General features: G+C 61.3%; 15 protein-coding genes. 10 read left to right on the top strand and 5 right to left on the bottom strand.

What is annotated here, in order from left to right:
• Window positions 1–102 precede the first annotated feature (102 nt).
• Window positions 103–591 (bottom strand): VOC family protein, encoded by a 489-nt coding sequence (locus KUV51_RS17785; RefSeq protein ID WP_222522782.1) that lies wholly within the window; start codon window positions 589–591, stop codon window positions 103–105.
• 325 nt (window positions 592–916) lie between these two features.
• Between KUV51_RS17785 and KUV51_RS17780 the strand changes: the two genes are divergently transcribed.
• Window positions 917–1,966, top strand: a complete 1,050-nt coding sequence (locus KUV51_RS17780; RefSeq protein ID WP_222522781.1) for a phage minor head protein — start codon at window positions 917–919, stop codon at window positions 1,964–1,966.
• A gap of 1 nt (window position 1,967) precedes the next feature.
• Entirely contained in the window at window positions 1,968–2,273 is a 306-nt protein-coding gene (locus KUV51_RS17775; protein WP_222522780.1) for a hypothetical protein, read from the top strand.
• Between the two features lie 110 nt (window positions 2,274–2,383).
• On the opposite strand, the gene trpS is transcribed toward KUV51_RS17775, so the two are convergent.
• A complete protein-coding gene (trpS, locus tag KUV51_RS17770) occupies window positions 2,384–3,406 on the bottom strand; it encodes a tryptophan--tRNA ligase (RefSeq protein WP_222522779.1) in 1,023 nt (340 codons plus the stop codon).
• 72 nt (window positions 3,407–3,478) lie between these two features.
• On the opposite strand from trpS, the gene KUV51_RS17765 reads away from it, so the two are divergent.
• Window positions 3,479–4,162 (top strand): rhomboid family intramembrane serine protease, encoded by a 684-nt coding sequence (locus KUV51_RS17765; RefSeq protein WP_222522778.1) that lies wholly within the window; start codon window positions 3,479–3,481, stop codon window positions 4,160–4,162.
• Here KUV51_RS17765 and murJ read toward each other — a convergent pair.
• Complete coding sequence (gene murJ / locus KUV51_RS17760; protein ID WP_222522777.1) at window positions 4,159–5,697, bottom strand: murein biosynthesis integral membrane protein MurJ; 1,539 nt, start codon at window positions 5,695–5,697, stop codon at window positions 4,159–4,161. The two genes, KUV51_RS17765 and murJ, sit on opposite strands and share 4 nt — an antisense overlap.
• 142 nt (window positions 5,698–5,839) lie before the next feature.
• Window positions 5,840–6,349, bottom strand: a complete 510-nt coding sequence (locus KUV51_RS17755; RefSeq protein WP_222522776.1) for a hypothetical protein — start codon at window positions 6,347–6,349, stop codon at window positions 5,840–5,842.
• Window positions 6,350–6,636: 287 nt separating this feature from the next.
• On the opposite strand from KUV51_RS17755, the gene KUV51_RS17750 reads away from it, so the two are divergent.
• The 7 genes from KUV51_RS17750 (at window position 6,637) to KUV51_RS17720 (ending at window position 17,959) form a co-directional block, all read left to right on the top strand.
• Window positions 6,637–7,551: a jacalin-like lectin gene (locus KUV51_RS17750; protein WP_222522775.1), complete on the top strand. Its 915-nt coding sequence runs from the start codon at window positions 6,637–6,639 to the stop codon at window positions 7,549–7,551.
• A gap of 176 nt (window positions 7,552–7,727) precedes the next feature.
• Window positions 7,728–9,317, top strand: coding sequence for an alpha-glucosidase (locus KUV51_RS17745; protein WP_222522774.1), 1,590 nt, complete (start codon window positions 7,728–7,730; stop codon window positions 9,315–9,317).
• Window positions 9,317–11,509, top strand: a complete 2,193-nt coding sequence (gene glgB / locus KUV51_RS17740; protein ID WP_261385893.1) for a 1,4-alpha-glucan branching protein GlgB — start codon at window positions 9,317–9,319, stop codon at window positions 11,507–11,509. The genes KUV51_RS17745 and glgB overlap by 1 nt, the downstream gene beginning before the upstream one ends.
• A 12-nt stretch (window positions 11,510–11,521) precedes the next feature.
• Window positions 11,522–12,781, top strand: a complete 1,260-nt coding sequence (glgC, locus tag KUV51_RS17735) for a glucose-1-phosphate adenylyltransferase (RefSeq protein ID WP_222522773.1) — start codon at window positions 11,522–11,524, stop codon at window positions 12,779–12,781.
• Entirely contained in the window at window positions 12,778–14,202 is a 1,425-nt protein-coding gene (gene glgA, locus KUV51_RS17730) for a glycogen synthase GlgA (protein ID WP_222522772.1), read from the top strand. The genes glgC and glgA overlap by 4 nt, the downstream gene beginning before the upstream one ends.
• Window positions 14,199–16,331, top strand: coding sequence for a glycogen debranching protein GlgX (gene glgX / locus KUV51_RS17725; RefSeq protein WP_222522771.1), 2,133 nt, complete (start codon window positions 14,199–14,201; stop codon window positions 16,329–16,331). Before glgA ends, glgX begins: the two co-directional genes overlap by 4 nt.
• Window positions 16,328–17,959, top strand: a complete 1,632-nt coding sequence (locus KUV51_RS17720; RefSeq protein ID WP_222522770.1) for an alpha-D-glucose phosphate-specific phosphoglucomutase — start codon at window positions 16,328–16,330, stop codon at window positions 17,957–17,959. The genes glgX and KUV51_RS17720 overlap by 4 nt, the downstream gene beginning before the upstream one ends.
• 46 nt (window positions 17,960–18,005) lie before the next feature.
• Here KUV51_RS17720 and KUV51_RS17715 read toward each other — a convergent pair whose 3' ends face one another.
• A complete protein-coding gene (locus KUV51_RS17715) occupies window positions 18,006–19,184 on the bottom strand; it encodes an ammonium transporter (protein ID WP_222522769.1) in 1,179 nt (392 codons plus the stop codon).
• Between the last annotated feature and the right edge of the window lie 100 nt (window positions 19,185–19,284).

Here is a 19,284-nt window from a genome sequence, read left to right as displayed (position 1 = left end):
CATTTCGACCTGTTTTGGCAAAACTGCACATTTTGCGCCCGAAACTGCGCGTTTTGGCGTTTGAACGGCAAACCCGGCCCGGAAAATGGTTAACGTACGCGATTATGCCGCACCTTCGGCGCGCAGGGCGTCGACATCGAGCGGCTGGTTGATCATCGCGATGGTGCCGTCCGGGTCGCGGGGCCACTCGGCCTCGGCCCGGTCGCGGTAAAGCTCGATCCCGTTGCCGTCGGGGTCGCGGAAATAGACCGCTTCCGAGACGCCATGATCGGCAGCGCCGTCGAGCGGGGTGCCGTGGTCGAGCACACGGTTGAGGGCGGCGCCGAGGGAGGCGCGGTCGGGGAAGAGGAAGGCCACGTGGTAGAGACCGGCGGCACGCTCGGGTGCGGGGCCTGCGCCGCGTGAGTGCCAGGTGTTGAGGCCGATGTGATGATGATACCCGCCTGCGGACAGAAAGGCCGCCTGATCGCCGTAGCGCTGGGTGAGGGTGAAGCCGAGCACGTCGCTGTAAAACGCGATGGCGCGGTCGAGGTCGGTGACCTTGAGGTGGATGTGACCGACGCGTGTGTCGGCGGGGACGGTTGCGGGCATGGTGCGGCTCCTTTGCTTGGGAAGCTAGGGGTCGCGGGTTTTGGTTGCTAGGCGCAGGGGTGCACAGGGTTGGTGCGCGGTGTGGGAGGGGTGAGCTTGCGCTGTGGTTGATGACGTATTTGCTCGTAGCGAAGGGGGCGCAACGCGACAGTGGTATCCGGTGCTGCTGGCAGCTTAGGAGGCCAAACACCGGATGCTGCGACGAGTGCGAATGGCCGCTTCCGGGTTTCAGCACGTTGCGTTTTCCAACTATCAACCGAACGCGCCCAGCATTCTTTCTTAATCATTTTCAGTAAAAATTTCAAAATCAGTATGCGGGCTATTTATGCAACAGAACTTCAGTGACTTTTTAAGGCACGGCGGCGATGGCCAGTATGTCCTGTCGCTTCGGCATGGAAGAACACTTGGTCGAAGTCTCGGGTGTTCTCTAAAATCAGCTTTCCCGAATTACTCGGCTCTGCGGATCGATTTTGGCGATCGCCTCGACCAAGTGACTGCCGACAACACCCTGATGCTTCTGAATGCTTTGACGCCCCCAGATACCGTACCAAACGTGTCTGCCGCTGATCTAAGAGACGTATCAGACGCCAAGGAAGAAGCGTTAAGCGCATGGGACTCACGACTTGAGCACATATTCAATGAGTACCAAAACCACCAAGAAAGACTGAGACCGTTACGCACGGCAATGGAAGAACGCTTACTGCGCGCGTTTGCTGGTCTGATCAACCAGCTCCGACAAGAAGACCTTGGCATTGAAAGGTATGTTTGGCGCTCACAAGACGACGTCAAAGTGCGGGACAGCCATGCAGAATATGACGACCAGGTGTTTCGTTGGGATCATCCCCCAGCGGGCGGGCATCCGGGCGAAGCACATAACTGTCGGTGCTACGCGGAACCCATTACCCCAGGGCCTCAAAACGACGTAGTTCTAGCCGACTTCGACGGTAGCCCTCCTCCACAAGACTTGTTGGAACATGAAGTTCGCGGGGGGCATACCATTGCTCAACACGTGGGAAAGAGCGACGATTTCCTGCTGAGGTCTGTCACAACCCCTCGCGTTCGCTCTCCATTTCTCAGCCTTTACCGTTATCGCCATGGGTCATTTTCATCGCTTGAGGCTGCGCGCAAGTTGACCAACTCCAATCTTGCCAACAATGCCGCGCTCGTCGAGGACGTTGTTAGCGGAAGAAGAAACCGAGCATTCTTGACAAGCGAATTTTCGTCGCCGACAGGAATGGAGGCGTTCCGAATGAACCAGCGACGCTCATCCCACGTAATTCTTCGCCGGACGTTCGGCGTCGGAACTGTTATTGAACATGCCCCAGATATGCCCGATGGCTTTATCATTATCACTTCGTATCCAAGGGGGGACTGATATGAAGCCACCACAGTCCTTTTATGATTTTACGCTGCAGTTTCACCAGGACCTGGATCTGGTCTATCCGGAGTGGGATTCAGATAAAGCCGGCGCCCGCTATGAGATCTATGAGGATTTTCGGCAGGGATACGGCGATCAAGCAGTCCGGGAACTGGTTAAGTACGGCAAGAAACTCCTAGCTGACGACAAGATTGATCTGGGCACGCTTTGGTTCAATGAGTCGAAAGCTGATTGGGTTATTCCAGACAAGGGTGTCCGTTTTCTTTTCAAGGATTTTATGGATTGGGCGGCGTCGCTATCCTAGGCCGCTTATGAACCAAGAAACCTTAAAAAACCCGTCATTGGCGCAATCGCAGCGAAAGCCTGCTGTATTCCGAGCAGCTGACGTTGACGCATCGCCAGTGCGCCTTTCCTCTATGCGCCGACCATGCCCACGATTTCGTAGGTGCGCTTGAGGATCGGTTGCGTGATCTCGCGCGCCTGTTCCGCCCCGCGGGCGAGCAGGCGGTCGATCTCGGGCACGTCGTTCAGCAGCCGTGTCATCTCGGATGCGATGGGGCTGAGCTTTTCCACGGCCAGCTCTGCAAGCGCCGGTTTGAACGTGCCGAATTGTGCGCCGCCATGGTCGGCCAGCACCTGATCGACGCTGATGTCGGCCAGCGCGGCGTAGATGTTGACGAGGTTGCGCGCCTCGGGCCGGTCGTCGAGCCCCTTGTATTCGGAGGGCAGAGGTTCGGGGTCCGTCTTGGCCTTGCGGATCTTTTTCGCGATCGTGTCGGCGTCGTCGGTCATGTTGATGCGGCTGGCGTCGGAGGGGTCGGATTTCGACATCTTCTTGGAGCCGTCACGCAGGGACATGACGCGGGTCGCCGCCCCCTTGATCACCGGTTCGGTGATGGGGAAGAAATCGACGCCGTAGTCGTGGTTGAACTTGGTCGCGATGTCGCGTGTGAGTTCGAGGTGCTGTTTCTGATCGTCGCCCACGGGCACGTGCGTGGCGTGGTAGACAAGGATGTCTGCCGCCATCAGCGCGGGGTAGGCGAAAAGGCCGAGAGAGGCGTTTTGGGCGTTCTTGCCCGCCTTGTCCTTGAACTGCGTCATGCGCTGCATCCAGCCCATGCGTGCCACGCAGTTGAAGACCCAGCCGAGTTGGGCATGTTCGGGCACTTGGGACTGGTTGATCAGGATGGATTTTTCCGGGTCCACGCCTGCGGCGATGTAAGCCGCTGCCAGTTCGCGGGTTTTGGACGCAAGCTCGGCCGGGTCCTGCCAGACGGTGATCGCGTGCAGGTCGACCATGCAGTAGATCGTCTCGTAGGTGCCTTCGTTCTGCATTTCCACGTAGCGCTTGAGCGCGCCGAGGTAGTTGCCCAGCGTCAGACCGCCCGAGGGCTGCATGCCCGAGAACACGCGGGGTGTGAATTGGCTGTCTGACATCGTGGAACCTCTGGGCAAATTTGCGTGGTTGGCTTACCCATGGGGGTAAGAAGCGTCAAGCAGGCAGGCCCCATGTCAGAGCAGTATGATCCGAGCCCCGTGAACCCTTTGCCGCCCGCGGTGTGGCTGCTCTTTGCCGCCATTGCGCTGCCGGAGCTGGCGTTTTCGCTGGGGGAGGCGAATTTGATTGGCGGGCCGGGGGCCGTGGGGTGGCGGTTGCAGGCGCTGAATGACTATGCGTTTTCCGGCGAAGCCTTTGATTTCATGCTGGGCAATGGGGTGCTGTTGCCGGAGCATATGCTGCGGTTTCTGACCTATCCGTTCGTGCATGGGGCCTTTACCTCGACCCTGTTTGCGGGCGTGATCCTGCTGGCGATGGGCAAGATGGTGGCGGAGGTGATGGGCGGTTGGGCCGTGATCCTGCTGTTTGTGCTGTGCGGGGTGTTTGGGGCGCTGGTCTTTGCGCTCGTGACCAATCAGGCGTGGCTGTATGGGGCGTATCCGAGCGTTTACGGGCTGATCGGGGTCTTTACCTTTCTGCTGTGGCAGAAGTTGGCAGCGACCGGGGGGCCGCAGTCGCGGGCGTTTACCCTGATCGGGGTGCTGATGGGGTTGCAGCTGCTGTTCGGGATGTTTTTCCAGGTGGGCTATGCCTGGGTGGCGGAGCTGTCTGGGTTTTGCGCGGGCTTTGCGTTGACGGCCTTTGTCATGCCCGGTGGATGGACGCGGGTGCTGGCGACCCTGCGCAAGCGCTAGCCGCGCCGGACTGCCCCCTTGATGTCCGAGAGGCGCAGGGCGCCGATGGCGTGGGCGATACCGAAATAGCCTGCGCCGCCGATTGCGATCAGACCCAGAAGGGCGAGGTAGCGTAGCCCGTCGGTGCCGAGGGCGGGCTTGAGCACGGTGGCGAGTGCGCCGAGGATGACACCCATGGCGATGGAGGCGGCGATGATGCGGGGCAGGCGCTTGCGGTAGCGGTCGTCGGTTTTGACCACGTCACCCATGCCGCGCACACCGATGTAGAGGAGCCCGAGCATGGCCCAGCCTGCGGCGGTGGTTGCGATGGCGGGGGCGATCCAGCCGAGGATGGGGGAGAGGCCGATGGCCACGGCGGCGTTGATGACCATGGCGACGAGGGCGTAGTAGAACGGCGTTTTCGTGTCGCCGCGCGCGAAATACTGCGGTTGCAGCACCTTTTGCAGGACGAAGGCGGGCAAGCCCGCGCCGTAGATCGCAACGGCAGTGGCGATGGCGGCGGCGTCGTCGACACCCGTGGCGCCGCGCTGGAACAGGACTGACACGAGCGGCAGGGGGATCACCATGAGCGCCACGGCGCTGGGCAGGGTGAGCGCCATGGAAAACTCGGTCGCGCGGGAATAGGCGTTGCGGGCGCCTGCCATATCCTCAGCCTTCAGCCGTCGCGACAGGTCGGGGAGCAGGACGATGCCGACGGCGATGCCTACGACACCCAGCGGCAGTTGATAGAGGCGGTCGGCGGCAAAGAGCCAGCTGACGGCGTTGTCGTAGTTGGAGGCCACGAGCTGGCCGACGACGAGGTTGATCTGCATGACTCCGGTGGCGAGGGCGGCGGGTACGGCGGTGCGTACCATTTGCGACATGTCGGGTGTCCAGCGGGGCAGGGCGGGTTTCAGGGCGAAACCGGCTTGGGCCGCAGCACCCCATGTGAGGGCCAATTGTGCGACGCCTGCGACGGGGATGGTCCAGATCAGCCACGTGATTGCTTCGGCTCCGGTCGCCCAGGCGAGGGTCATGGCGGTGATCACCAACACGTTGAGCAGGACGGGCGCAGCGGCGGCGGCGGCAAAGCGGCCCGTGGCGTTGAGGACGCCGGAGAAGAGGGCCGAGAGCGACATGAAGAAGATGTAGGGGAACACGATCCGACCGTAGCCCACGGCGAGGTCGAAGCGTTCCTGTCCGAACCCGCCTGCGGTGGCCCAGACCAGCGCAGGCATGAAGATCATGGCGAGCGCGGTCAGCATCAGGGTGACCAGCGCCAGCCCGTTGAGTGCATCGCGTCCGAAACGCGCCGCGTCCTCGTCTCCTTCGAGTTTGGCCGAGAACATCGGCACGAAGGCAGCGTTGAACGCGCCTTCGGCAAAGAAGCGGCGGAACATGTTGGGCAGGCGGAAGGCCGCGACAAAGGCGTCCATCACCGGGCCGGGGCCGATCAGCGACAGGATCATCACCTCGCGCACGAAGCCAAGGATGCGGCTGAGCAGCGTCCAGACGCCGACGGTCAGAAAGCCGGTGATAAGGCGGATCGGTTTCATTGGAGATGGCGTAGCGGGTGGTGCGGACGCGCGCAATGGCTGCCCGTAGAACGGATTTTCAGCGTGTCCGCTTTGCCGCCATGGTCTGCTGGATGCAAAAAGGGCCAAGCGTGCGCCCGGCCCTTGCGTGGTGTTCAGGACATCAGAACAGGAAGCCGTCCCCGAGGCCGAGGTCCGCGCCCGTGTCGCCGGAGGGTTCTGGCGCGACCGGCGTCAGGCCGTAGCCCCCCTCCCCATCGGAATAGAAGGTGAAGGTGTCGCCGTCGCCAGTGGTGTACCAGCCGGAGTAGGCATCGGGGTCGCTGACATCGCTTGAGACGAGGTAGGTCATGTCCTGGTCTGCTGCGGCTTCGGCCTCCAGCCACGCTTCGACGGTTTGCAGCGTGGGCGCTTCGCCATCGTTGAAGGGATCGCCGTCTTCGGCGAAGTCTTCCTGACCTTCGGACGCTTCCTTGGGTTGGTCGGAGCGCACGACAGGCCGGTCGCTGGAGGGGTCCGTGACCGTGCCCTGGCCCCAGCCCGGCATCGGGTTGCCAAACAGCGCCGCGTTGAGGTCGAACTGGCCTACGGCGTAGAGGTCATCGAGATAGATGCTTTGGATCCAGGGATCCTGCGGACGTGTTCCGGTGACGATGATGTTGTTGTCGGTCATCAATTTCTCCAAAAAAATCAGTTAACGATTGGGAAACGGTATCTTGACGCCGCGTCAAAGCAATTGGCTGCCTGATTGCCTGCGAGATCCTGCCGGTTAGGGTCCTTCGGACGGCAGCGTCCCGCCGTTCAAATCCTCGGGCTGACTGCGTTGTGCGCCCTCTTCCGTAAATCTTTTCCCGCAGGACGCGAATAAAGCCGCAGGGTCGATCGTTACCTTTTTGCAAGGCCGACACGGTGTCGGTGCCGAGAAAGACAGAAACGGATTACGCAAAAAGGAGACTTCAAATGACCATTCAGACAGTTGCCATCGGCGGAGACCACGGCGAGGATTTCGGTATTGAGCACATCAACTCCATCGGCTTTCGTGGTGCCGATATGGTGGAGGGCGTTCGGATCAATGGCACGTATTACGGCGACGTGCAGGGCGACGAAACCGTCGTTTTGAACTTTCAGCAGGACGAGTACATCAACCACCTCGTCATCTATGAAAGCCATCACGACAAGAAGAACGAAGACCGGATCCGCGGTGTCGAACTGACGACCAACCTGGGCCGGAGCATCAAGTGTGGTACGTTTCGAGGGCCCAAGCGCGTCCTGAAGAACGTGCGCGTACTGGGCATTGGCGGGAACGCGGGGCACATGCTGTTCAAGCTGCGCGTGTACCACATCTCGAACTACAAGGAATCGTCCGTGGTTCAGACCGGCGTGTTCGCCGTGACCAATGTCATCCCGCAGGGCCAGAGATTCGAACGCACCGTCTCCAGCCGTGTGGCCAAGATGGACAGCACGCGCCTGTTCTTTGAAACGGTGAGCAGCGTGACCCAGACCAATGAGGCGGGTGCGGCGATGGGCGAGTTTTCCGCCAAGGCCAGCACGACCTTTGGCCTGACCGTGACCACACAGGCCGAGTTCAATTCCGTCGTCGAAAAGGAGCGGAAGGAGACGGAGAAGATCATCTATGCTCCGCCTGCGGGCCATGTCGGGATCGAGGTGGTCGTGATGGACGTGTTCGAGGCGAGCGACGGGGTCATCTGGTTCTTTCCGACATCCGAGCCGAACATCATTTCCGCCGCCGTGTCGGGCGACAGTGTGATTACCTCGGACCTCTATGACATGACGGGCGTGCTGGTGCTGCACCTGCCGTACATGGCCCCACAGACCTTTGACTACGACAGCTTTGCCGCGCGTATGGCGGCGTGACCTGAGCCTTTTCAGCATTTCATTTCAGCACTTTCGGGACCCCCGCTTTTGGCGGGGGTCTTTTTTCGTTTGGGTGGTCGTGGCGCTGTCGCGTGAATCATTTGCGTTATTGATGTGTGCTGCGTATCAAAGCGCTTTGAGTGTTAGTGCTAACATTGGATCAAGGGGTTTTGACGATGGCAGATGGACAGGACTGGTGGCGCGGGTCGGTGACCTATCAGATCTATCCCCGGTCCTTCATGGACGCGGATGGGGATGGCATTGGCGACATCAAGGGCATCATGGACCGGTTGGAGCATGTGGCGTCGCTGGGCGTCGATGCGATCTGGCTGAGCCCGGTGTTTCCGTCGCCTATGGCGGACATGGGGTATGATGTTTCGGATTATCTGGACATTGATCCGAGTTTCGGGACGCTCGCTGAGTTTGATGCCATGGTGGCGAAGGCGCATGATCTGGGCCTGAAGGTGATCATCGACCAGGTGCTGAGCCATGCGTCGGACCAGCATGCGTTGTTCACAGAGAGCCGGGCGAGCCGGGACAACCCGAAAGCCGACTGGTTTGTCTGGGCTGATCCGAAGCCGGATGGGACACCGCCCAATAACTGGCTGTCGATCTTTGGTGGGCCTGCGTGGACGTGGGATTCGCGGCGGCGGCAGTACTACATGCACAACTTTCTGAAGGAGCAGCCGGATTGGAATTTCCATAGCCCGGAGGTGCAGGACTATCTGCTGGATTGCGTGCGTTTCTGGTTGGAGCGGGGGGTAGACGGGTTCCGGTTGGATACTGTGAACTTCTACTTCCACGATGACCTGTTGCGCGACAATGCGGCGAACCCGTCGGATTGGGCGCAGGACGCTGTCCGTCCATTCGAGATGCAGTACACGCTGTTTTCGAAGAACCGGCCGGAGAACCTGGTGTTCCTGAAGCGGCTGCGCGCGCTTTTGGATGAGTATGATGCGCGCACCATGGTGGGTGAGGTGGGCGACAGCCACCATGCTATTGATATCATGGGGCAATATACCTCGGGCCATCGTCTGCACATGGCCTATAGTTTCGAGATGTTGGGGCCGGATTTCTCGCCCAAGCATTTCCGCGAGCGGATCGAGGCGTTCTTTCGCGATGCGCCGGAGGGGTGGCCGTGCTGGGCGTTTTCCAACCATGACGTGCCGCGCCATGTCGGGCGCTGGCTGGAGCATGGGGTGGATCAGGATGCCTTGGCCAAGCAGGCGGCGGCGTTGTTGCTGAGCTTTGAGGGGTCGATCTGTATCTATCAGGGCGAGGAGCTGGGGCAGGTCGATACTGTTCTGAGCTTTGATGAGTTGACCGATCCCGAGGGCATCAACTTCTGGCCGGAGAAGACGGGGCGTGATGGCTGCCGGACGCCGATGGTGTGGGAGGCGGATGCGCCGAATGGTGGGTTTTCACAGGCCAACCGGACGTGGCTGCCGGTGAAGGAGCCGCAGCAGGCGCGGGCGGTGTCGGCGCAGGGGGAGAACTCGGTGCTGGCGTTCTATCGCGAGATGCTGGCGCTGCGCCGTGGGTCTGAGGACTTGCGTGCCGGCAAGACGGAGTTTCTTGATCTGCCGGAACCCGTGCTAGGGTTCATGCGTGGAGAGAATATGATTTGCATTTACAATCTGTCGCCTGAGCCTGTGAGCGTGGAATTGCCCCATGCGCTGGCGTCTGTTCTGGATCAATCGGCGCAGGTGGATGGCGCGCAGGTGACGCTTGGTGGCAGCGGGTTTTTGATCGGGCGCATCGCCTGATGAGTGGGGCGGAGACCAAGACCCTGCCGCCCCATATGACCCAAGGGGATGTCGATGCGCTGCTGGAGGCGCGGCATGACCGCCCCTTTGACATACTTGGTGTCCACAAGACGGGCCGCGCGGCGTGGTGCGTGGCGCTGGTGCCGGATGCGGTGGAGGTTGTGGCCGTCGCGGGCCGCAAGTCGGTGCCGCTGGACCGGATTGAGGGGCCGCTCTTTGCCGGGCAGGTGCCCAATTCGAAGTTTGCGCATTCTTTGAAGGCGCGTTTTGCGGACGGGGCCGAATGGTCTTTTGACGATCCCTATCGCTTTGGTCCGGTGCTGACGGATGTGGACCAGTACCTGATTGGTGAGGGTTCGCACCGGCAGTTGTGGCAGGCGCTGGGCGCGCATGTGATGGACATCGACGGTGTCGCAGGCGTGCATTTTGCGGTCTGGGCGCCGAATGCTGTGCGTGTGTCTGTCGTTGGGGACTTCAACGTCTGGGACGGGCGGCGGCATTCGATGCGCCGGGTGGGCGAGACGGGCGTTTGGGAGATATTCCTGCCGGGTCTGGGAGAGGGTGATCTTTACAAATACGAGATTGCGCCGAGGCATGGCGCGCCGTTTCTGAAGGCTGATCCGGTGGGGTTTGGGGCGCAGCATCCGCCCGAGACATCATCGGTCGTGCGGGACATTTCGGGCTATGGCTGGGACGATGCAGGGTGGATGGCATCGCGGGGTGCGGCGCAGAGCCGGGACAAGCCGATTTCTATTTACGAGGTGCATCTGGGGTCTTGGCGGCATACCGCAGATGGGCGGCGGCTGAGCTACCGCGAATTGGCGACCGAGCTGGTGGACTATGCCAAATGGATGGGCTTCACCCATCTGGAATTCCTGCCGATCAGCGAGTTTCCCTTTGACGGGTCTTGGGGCTATCAGCCGCTTGGTCTTTATGCGCCCACAATCCGCTTTGGTCCGCCGCACGAGTTTCGCGATCTGGTCGAGGCGGCGCACAAGGCGGGGTTGGGGGTCATCCTCGACTGGGTGCCGGGGCATTTTCCGTCGGATGCCCACGGGCTGGCGCAGTTTGATGGCACGCATCTGTATGAGCACGCCGATCCGCGCGAGGGGTTCCATCAGGACTGGAACACCCTGATCTACAATTACGGGCGGCGCGAGGTGAAGAACCACCTGACGGCCAACGCGCTCTATTGGTTCAAGGAATACCATATTGACGGGCTGCGCGTGGATGCGGTGGCGTCGATGCTCTACCGCGATTACTCGCGCGCCGATGGCGAGTGGGTGCCGAACAAGGATGGCGGGCGCGAGAATTACGAGGCGATTGATTTCCTGAAAGAGATGAACACCGTCTGCTATGGCGAGGTGGAGGGGATCATGACCGTGGCCGAGGAAAGCACCGCCTTTCCTGGTGTGTCGACGCCGGTGGACGCGGGTGGCTTGGGCTTCGGGTACAAGTGGAACATGGGGTGGATGAACGACACCCTGCGGTACATCGAAAAGGACCCCATTCACCGGCAGTACGATCATCATCTGATGACTTTCCCGATCGACTATTCGTTCTCGGAAAACTTCGTGCTGCCGATCAGCCATGACGAAGTGGTGCACGGCAAGGGGTCGATGATCGCCAAGATGCCGGGCGACGAGTGGGAGAAGTTCGCCAACCTGCGCGCCTACTATGGGTTCATGTGGGGGCATCCGGGCAAGAAGCTGTTGTTCATGGGCTGCGAGTTTGGGCAGTGGGCTGAGTGGAACCATGATGCGGCCTTGGATTGGGAGGCGCTGCATGGGGATCAGCAGAAGGGGCTGCAGGCTTGGGTGCGTGACCTGAACCATGTCTATCGCGACACGCCTGCATTGCATCGGCGGGATTGTGATCCGTCGGGTTTTCAATGGATTGCCAATGATCCGGAGCACTCGCTGACCGCGTTTGTGCGGATGGGTGAGGAGGGCGATGCGCCTGTCGTCGTCATCTGCAACTTCACGCCGGTGGAGCGTCAGTGGCGCATTGGTGTGCCCGTTGCAGGGGCATGGGCCGAGGTTCTGAACAGTGATGCTGCCGTTTATGGCGGTGGGAACCGGGGCAATGGGGGCGCCGTTCACTCTCAGGAGGGGGAGTGGGACGGGTTGCCGCAATTTTTGGACATTACCGTGCCGCCTTTGGCGACGGTGATGCTCCGACATGAAGAATAGGGAGGAGAGGATATGGTGGACACGACACGGCTGTCGCAGCGGTCGATGGCCTTTGTGCTGGCGGGCGGGCGCGGGTCGCGCCTGAAGGAGTTGACCAACCGGCGGGTGAAACCGGCGGTGTTCTTTGGTGGCAAGACGCGGATCGTGGATTTTGCTCTGTCCAATGCGGTGAACTCAGGCATCCGGCGCATGGCGCTGGCGACCCAGTACAAGGCGCATTCGTTGATCCGCCACTGCCAGCGGGGGTGGAGTTTCTTTCGCGCAGAGCGGAACGAGTTTCTGGATATTCTGCCCGCGTCGCAGCGGGTGTCCGAGGAGATGTGGTATCGGGGGACGGCCGATGCGGTGACCCAAAACATCGACATCGTCGACAGCTATGACATTGAATATATAGTCATTCTGGCGGGCGATCACATCTACAAGATGGATTACGAGGTGATGCTGCGCCAGCATGTGGAGCAGGGGGCGGATGTGACCGTGGGCTGCCTGACCGTGCCGCGCGAGGAGGCGAGTGCCTTTGGTGTGATGGCGGTGGATGAGACAAGCCGCATCACGTCATTTCTGGAAAAGCCTGCTGATCCACCCGGCACGCCGGAGGATGCGACCAAGGCGTTGGCGTCGATGGGGATTTACGTCTTCAGCTGGAAGTTCCTGCGCGAGTTGCTGATCAAGGATGCCGAGGACCCGAATTCGAGCCATGACTTTGGCCACGACCTGATCCCCGAGATTGTGAAGAACGGGAAGGCTGTGGCGCATCGGTTTGATGACTCTTGCGTGCGGGCGGACGGCGCGCCGAGTTATTGGCGCGATGTGGGGACGCTGGATGCCTTTTGGGAAGCCAACATTGATCTGACTGACTTCACCCCAGAACTGGATTTGTGGGATCAGCAGTGGCCGATCTGGACCTATTCCGAGAGCGCGCCGCCTGCGAAGTTCATCCATGATGAGAAGGACCGGCGCGGGGTTGCGATTTCGTCGATGGTGTCGGGCGGGTGCATCATCTCGGGGACGGAGGTGCGCAATTCGCTGCTGTTCACGCAGGTGCATACCAATTCTTACGCCGTGCTGGATCATTCCGTGGTGCTGCCGAACGTGGTCATCAACCGCTCCGCCCGGCTGCGCAAATGCGTGATTGATCGGGGCGTGGAAATACCGACCGGGCTGGTGGTGGGCGAGGACCCGGTGGAGGATGCCAAGTTTTTCCGTGTGAGCGAGAAGGGGACGACCCTGATCACCAAGGAGATGATTGACGCCTGGCAGGCCGCGCAATGATACGTGTGCTGTCCGTCGCGTCCGAGTGTGCGCCGCTGGTGAAGACCGGGGGCCTTGCGGATGTGGTGGGCGCTCTGCCCGGGGCGCTGGCGCCTTTGGGTGTCGAGATGCGGACGTTGCTGCCCGGGTATCCTGCGGTGATGGAAGCGTTGGAGGGCGCTGAGACCGCCGCGGAGTTCACCGGCCTTTTTGGCGGGGATGCGCGGCTGTTGTCGGGGGCGGCTGGCGGGCTTGATCTGTTCGTGCTGGATGCGCCGCATTTGTATGACCGGGTGGCGGGGATTTACCTGAACGACGATGGCGTGGATTGGCCGGACAACCCGGAGCGATTTGCGGCGCTGTGCCGGGTCGCTGCGGATGTTGCGGCGGGGGCGCTGGGCACATGGCGCCCTGATCTGGTGCATTGCCATGACTGGCAGGCGGGGTTGGTGCCTTACTACATGAAGCGCGATGGGGTGGACGTGCCCAGCGTGCTGACCGTGCATAACATCGCCTTTCAGGGGCTGGTGCAGATGGATGCGGCCAAGGACCTGGGCATTGCGAAGGCGGACCTGACCCGCGAGGGCGTGGAATATTGGGGGCAGATTTCGGCGTTGAAAGCGGGGCTCGTTTGGGCGGACCGGTTGACCACCGTGTCGCCCACCTATGCCCGCGAGTTGATGACGCCGGAGTTCGGCATGGGTCTGGATGGCGTGTTGCAGATGCGCAAGGCGGACTTGTACGGCATTCTGAACGGTATTGATCTGGATGTCTGGTCGCCAGAGGTGGACGACCACATCCAGACGTACAAGGCTCCGAAGGGGAAGGCGGCGAACAAGGCGGCTCTGCGGGCCGAGTTTGGACTGCCCGAGGCCGATGGGCCGCTTTGTGTGGTGGTGTCGCGGTTGACCGAGCAGAAGGGACTGGACCTGCTTCTGGATGCTTTGCCTGCGCTCTTGGATCGTGGTGGGCAATTGGCGCTGCTTGGATCTGGTGATCCGGCGCTTGAGGGGGCCTTTGCCAGCCACGCGCATCCCGGCGTGGCGGTTCGTATCGGGTATGACGAGGCGTTGTCGCATCGGATGATGGCCGGGGGTGATGCGATCCTTGTGCCGTCGCGGTTCGAGCCGTGCGGGCTGACCCAACTTTACGGCCTGCGCTATGGCACCTTGCCCGTCGTCGCGTTGACCGGGGGGCTGGCCGATACCGTCATTCCGGCCACGCCTGCCACTATGGCAAAGGGCGTCGCGACCGGCTTGCAATTTCATCCTGTGACGGCGGATGCGCTCTCAAACGCGCTGATCCAGCTTTGTGACCTTTTCGCCGCGCCCAAGCTGTGGTCAAAGATGCAGCGAAACGCGATGGCGCAGCCCGTGGGGTGGGCGCCGTCGGCTGCGGCCTATGCTGCGCTGTATGACGACCTGGTGAAGGCTGCTGAATGACACCATTCCAACTGAGCGCAGGCCGCCCGCATCCTCTGGGCGCCACGTTCGACGGCGAGGGCGTGAACTTTGCCGTGTTTTCCCAACACGCGACCCGCGTGGTGCTGTGCCTGTGCGATGAGCAGGGGCGCGAGGTGTACCTTGTCGATCTGGCCGAGCGTGAGGGGCATATCTGGCACGGCTATATCGCGGGCCTGCGTCCGGGGCAGCAATATGGCTACCGGGTGCATGGGCCCTATGCCCCGCGCGAGGGGCATCGGTTCAATCCGTACAAGCTGCTGATGGATCCCTATTCCAAGCGGTTGACTGGTCATGTGCAGTGGCATGACGCGCTTTATGGCTATGAGATTGGTCATGCGGACAAGGATCTGAGCTTCGACACCCGTGACAGTGCGGATTACATGCCGCGCTCGGTTGTCGTCGATCCGGCCTTTACCTGGGGGCGAAACGAGCAGGTGCGGCTGGAGACGCCGTGGTCTGACACCGTGATTTATGAGGCGCATGTCAAAGGGTTGACGGCGCAGCGCAAGGATGTGCCGCATGCGGGCAAGTTCCTCGGCATGGCGTCGGATCAGATGCTGGAGCACCTGACCGATCTGGGCGTGACGGCCATTGAGCTGTTGCCTGCGCAGGCCGCCGTCGATGACCGGTTTCTGGTCGACAAGGGGCTGAGCAACTACTGGGGCTACATGACCTATGGGTTCTTTGCGCCCGAGCCGAAGTATCTGAGCAACCACGATATTTCCGAGTTCCAGCAGATGGTGGCGCGGTTCCATTCTGCCGGGATCGAGGTGATCATGGATGTGGTTTACAACCACACGGCCGAAGGCGATCAGCGCGGGCCGACCCTGAGTTTCCGTGGCTTCGACAACGCGAGTTACTACCGGCTGGCGGATGATCGGCGTTACTATGTCGATGACACTGGCTGCGGGAACACGCTGGATCTGGATCACCCCTTTGTGCTGCGCATGGTGATGGACTCGCTGCGCTATTGGGTCGAGGTCATGCATGTGGACGGCTTCCGCTTCGACCTGGCGTCGAGTCTGGCCCGCACATCCGGTGGCTTTGACCGGGACGGGCCGTTTTGCCGGGCCATTCGGCAGGACCCGGTGCTGAACAAGGTGAAGATGATTGCGGAGCCTTGGGATGTGGGGCCCGGCGGCTATCAGCTGGGGGCGTTTCCGTCGCCCTTTACTGAATGGAATGACAAGTATCGCGATACGGTGCGCCGGTTCTGGCGTGGCGATGCCTGCATGATCCGGAAACTGGCGGGGAATGTGACCGGCAGTGCCCTGCGCTTTGACCATGATGGGCGGCCTGCGACCTCGTCCCTGAACTTCATCACTGCCCATGACGGGTTCACGCTGATGGATACGGTCAGCTACAACGAGAAGCACAATGCGGCCAATGGCGAGGACAATCGCGATGGCCATGACCACAATTGTTCGGACAATTGCGGTGTCGAGGGGCCGACGGATGATCCGGCGGTCATGGCGCTGCGGGCGCAGCGGCGGCGGAACATGCTGGCGACGCTGATGCTGAGCCAGGGCACGCCGATGATTTTGGCGGGCGATGAGCTGGGCAACTCGCAGATGGGCAATAACAATGCCTATTGTCAGGATAATGAAATCGGCTGGGTCAATTGGGACGAGGCGGACCCGGATTTCCTCGCCTTCTGTCGTCAGATTATTGCCTTCCGCAAGTCGAGCCCGATCCTGCGGCAGAAGCGGTTCCTGCACGCGGGCAAGCGGGCGGTCGATGGCAAGCCGGATGTGTTCTGGCGCAAGGCGGATGGCACTGCGATGCTGGACGAGGATTGGCAGCGGTCCGAGTTGAAATTCCTGGGCGTCGAGATGCGCATGGCGCGTGGTACGCCCGCCTATGAGCCGCGGCTGGGCGCGATCTACCTGCTGTTCAATGCGGGTGAGAAGACCGTTGCGACCTTGCCCGAAACCTTGCCCGGCCATCGTTGGAAACGTGTCATCGATACCTCGGGTCAGGTGGCGGAGGCTGCGCGCCCGGGCGCCGTGTCTGTTGCGCCCAACAGTGTCGTGGCGTTGGAATTGTGCCCTGTGGACGGGATGTCCGAGGGCGAAGCTGATTTTCAAAACAGAGAGATTGAAGCATGAGTGTTCAAACCGTTCAGACCACGCCGATTGAGGGGCAGAAGCCTGGCACCAGCGGGCTGCGCAAGAAGACCGCCGTGTTCATGGAGTCGGGGTATCTTGAGAACTATACGCAGGCCATTTTTGATGGCATTGGCGGGGTTGAGGGCAAGACGCTCGTTGTGGGCGGTGACGGGCGGTATTTCAACGATGTCGCCATCGGGACGATCCTGCGCATGGCGGCGGCCAATGGGGCGGCCAAGTGCATCGTTGGGCAGGGTGGGTTGTTGTCGACCCCTGCCGCCTCGCACCTGATCCGCAAGTGGAAGGCTGATGGGGGCTTGATCCTGTCGGCCAGTCACAATCCCGGCGGGCCGAACGCGGATTTCGGGCTCAAGTACAACGGGCCCAATGGGGGGCCTGCGACGGAGGGTGTGACGGAGAAGATCTTTGCCCGGACGCAGGAGATCGACAGCTACCGCATTCTGGATGGTGGTGAGGTCGATCTGGGTGTGCTGGGTGAGAGCAGCTTGGGCGATATGCAGATCGAGATTGTCGATCCTGTTGCCGACTATGCCGAGTTGATGGGGGAGCTGTTTGATTTCGGCGCCATTTCGGCGCTGTTCACGGGCGGGTTCCGGATGTGCTTTGACGCCATGCACGCTGTCACCGGGCCTTATGCCCATGAGATTTTGGAGAACCGGTTGGGTGCGCCTGCGGGTACGGTGATGAACGGGGCGCCGAGCCCGGATTTTGGCGGTGGGCATCCGGACCCGAACCCGGTCTGGGCCAAGGCGCTGATGGATATCATGTATGCGGACGATGCGCCGGATTTTGGGGCTGCGTCTGATGGCGATGGTGACCGCAACATGATTGTGGGCGCGCATTGTTACGTCAGCCCGTCGGACAGTCTGGCGCTGCTGGCGGACAAGGCTGATCTGGCGCCGGGCTATGCCGGTGGTCTGGCGGGTGTTGCGCGGTCGATGCCGACCTCTGCCGCCGCCGACCGGGTGGCCGAGGCGAAGGGTATGGCCTCTTTCGAGACGCCGACGGGGTGGAAGTTTTTTGGCAACTTGCTGGATGCCGGGACGGTGACGCTGTGCGGTGAGGAAAGTGCCGGCACCGGGTCGAACCATGTGCGGGAGAAGGATGGTTTGTGGGCCGTGCTGTTGTGGCTGAACATTTTGGCCAAGACGGGCAAGTCCGTGTCCGAGTTGATGGCGGATCATTGGGCGACCTATGGGCGGAACTACTATTCGCGCCATGACTATGAGGCGGTGGATTCCGGTGCCGCGAATGATCTGATCGCCAATCTGCGGGCGCGTCTGGGCGATTTGGCCGGGCACACGGTTGGAGACCTCACCGTGTCGGGGGCGGATGAGTTTTCCTATGACGATCCGGTGGATGGCTCGACATCTTCGGGGCAGGGCATTCGCATCTATTTCGAGGGGGGCGGGCGTGTCGTGTTCCGGTTGTCGGGGACAGGCACGGATGGGGCCACGTTGCGCGTCTACCTTGAGCAGTTGGAGACGGATGCGGGTGCGCTCGGCAAGGACCCGCAAGAGGCGCTGGCTGGCATCATTGCTGCTGCCGATGCGCTGGCCGAGATCAAGGTGCGAACCGGGCGCGACGGCCCTGATGTGATCACCTGAGATAATTGCCCCGGACCGTCTCTGAAAACGGTCCGGGGGTGTTGCACTACGAGGCCAGTTCGTAGCCGCGTTGGCCGTGGACCGGCTGATCCAGCCCCTGTGCCTCGATCTCTGGCGAGACGCGGATGCCGATCACGCCCTTGCAGAAGAAGATCAGGATCAGTGTCGCCACGGCGGTGTACCCGGCGATGATGGCGATGCCGCCCAGTTGCGCCGTCCATGAGGCCGTGCCGAGTGCGGCCATCATGACCGAGCCGAAGATGCCTCCGGCGCCGTGCACGGCAAAGACATCAAGTGCGTCGTCGATGCCGGTCTTGTCGCGCAGGATGTAGACCGTTTCCTGGCACATGATACCTGCCACGATGCCGATCAGGATGCCGTAGAGCGGGCTGACGAAGCCGGATGCGGGTGTGACCGCTGCAAGCCCCGCGAGGGTGCCTGTGACCATGCCGACGAGGGTGATCTTGCCCGTCTTGACGTATTCCCACCCGATCCATGTGACGGACGCGGTGGCCCCGGCGAGGATGGTGACGGTCACGGCCCGTGCCGCCCCTGCATCGGCGGCCAGTTGTGAACCACCGTTGAAGCCCAGCCAGCCGAACCAGAGGATCGAGGCGCCCACCATGACCATGCCGGGATTGTGCGGGCGGTAGTCGCTGACCGCGCGCCGCCCGATCACGATGGTCAGCATCAGGGCCGAAATGCCTGCGGTTTCGTGCACCACAAGCCCGCCTGCAAAGTCGCGCACGCCCGTTTCGCCGAAAAGCCCCCCATCGCTCAGGAATCCTCCGCCCCAGACCCAATGGGCCACGGGGGCGTAGACCAGCAGCATCCACAGCGATGAAAACAGCAGGATGAAGCCGAATTTCGTGCGTTCCGCGCAGGCCCCCAGGATGATTACCGGTGTGATGATGGCAAAGGTCATCTGAAAGGCGAAGAACAGCGTTTCAGGCAATGTCCCGACCATTGAGCCCAGCGTGACGTCCAGCAGCGCCACTTTGCCCAGGCCGCCCCAGAAAGCGTTGCCATCGCCGAATGCGATGGAGTAGCCCAGCACAAACCACAAGAGCGCCATCATGCAGGCGACCGCGTAGCACTGCACCATCAGGCTGATGACGTTTCTGGCCCGCACCATCCCGCCGTAAAACAGGATCAGCCCCGGCAATGACATAAAGAAAACCATGGCTGTGGCCACCATGACCCAGCCGATATCCGCGTGATTCATAATTCCTTGTCCCCCCAAGATGTTGATCGTTGTCAACATCGTCACGCTAGCCCTTGTGTAGCGTTGGAGGTAGAAAAATCTTGATCCGGGCGCGATTTAC

Origin of the sequence: Tateyamaria omphalii, assembly GCF_019802125.1 — a bacterium.
GTDB classification, from domain to species: Bacteria; Pseudomonadota; Alphaproteobacteria; order Rhodobacterales; family Rhodobacteraceae; genus Tateyamaria; species Tateyamaria omphalii_B.
This window is presented reverse-complemented; position numbering and strand designations above follow the sequence as displayed.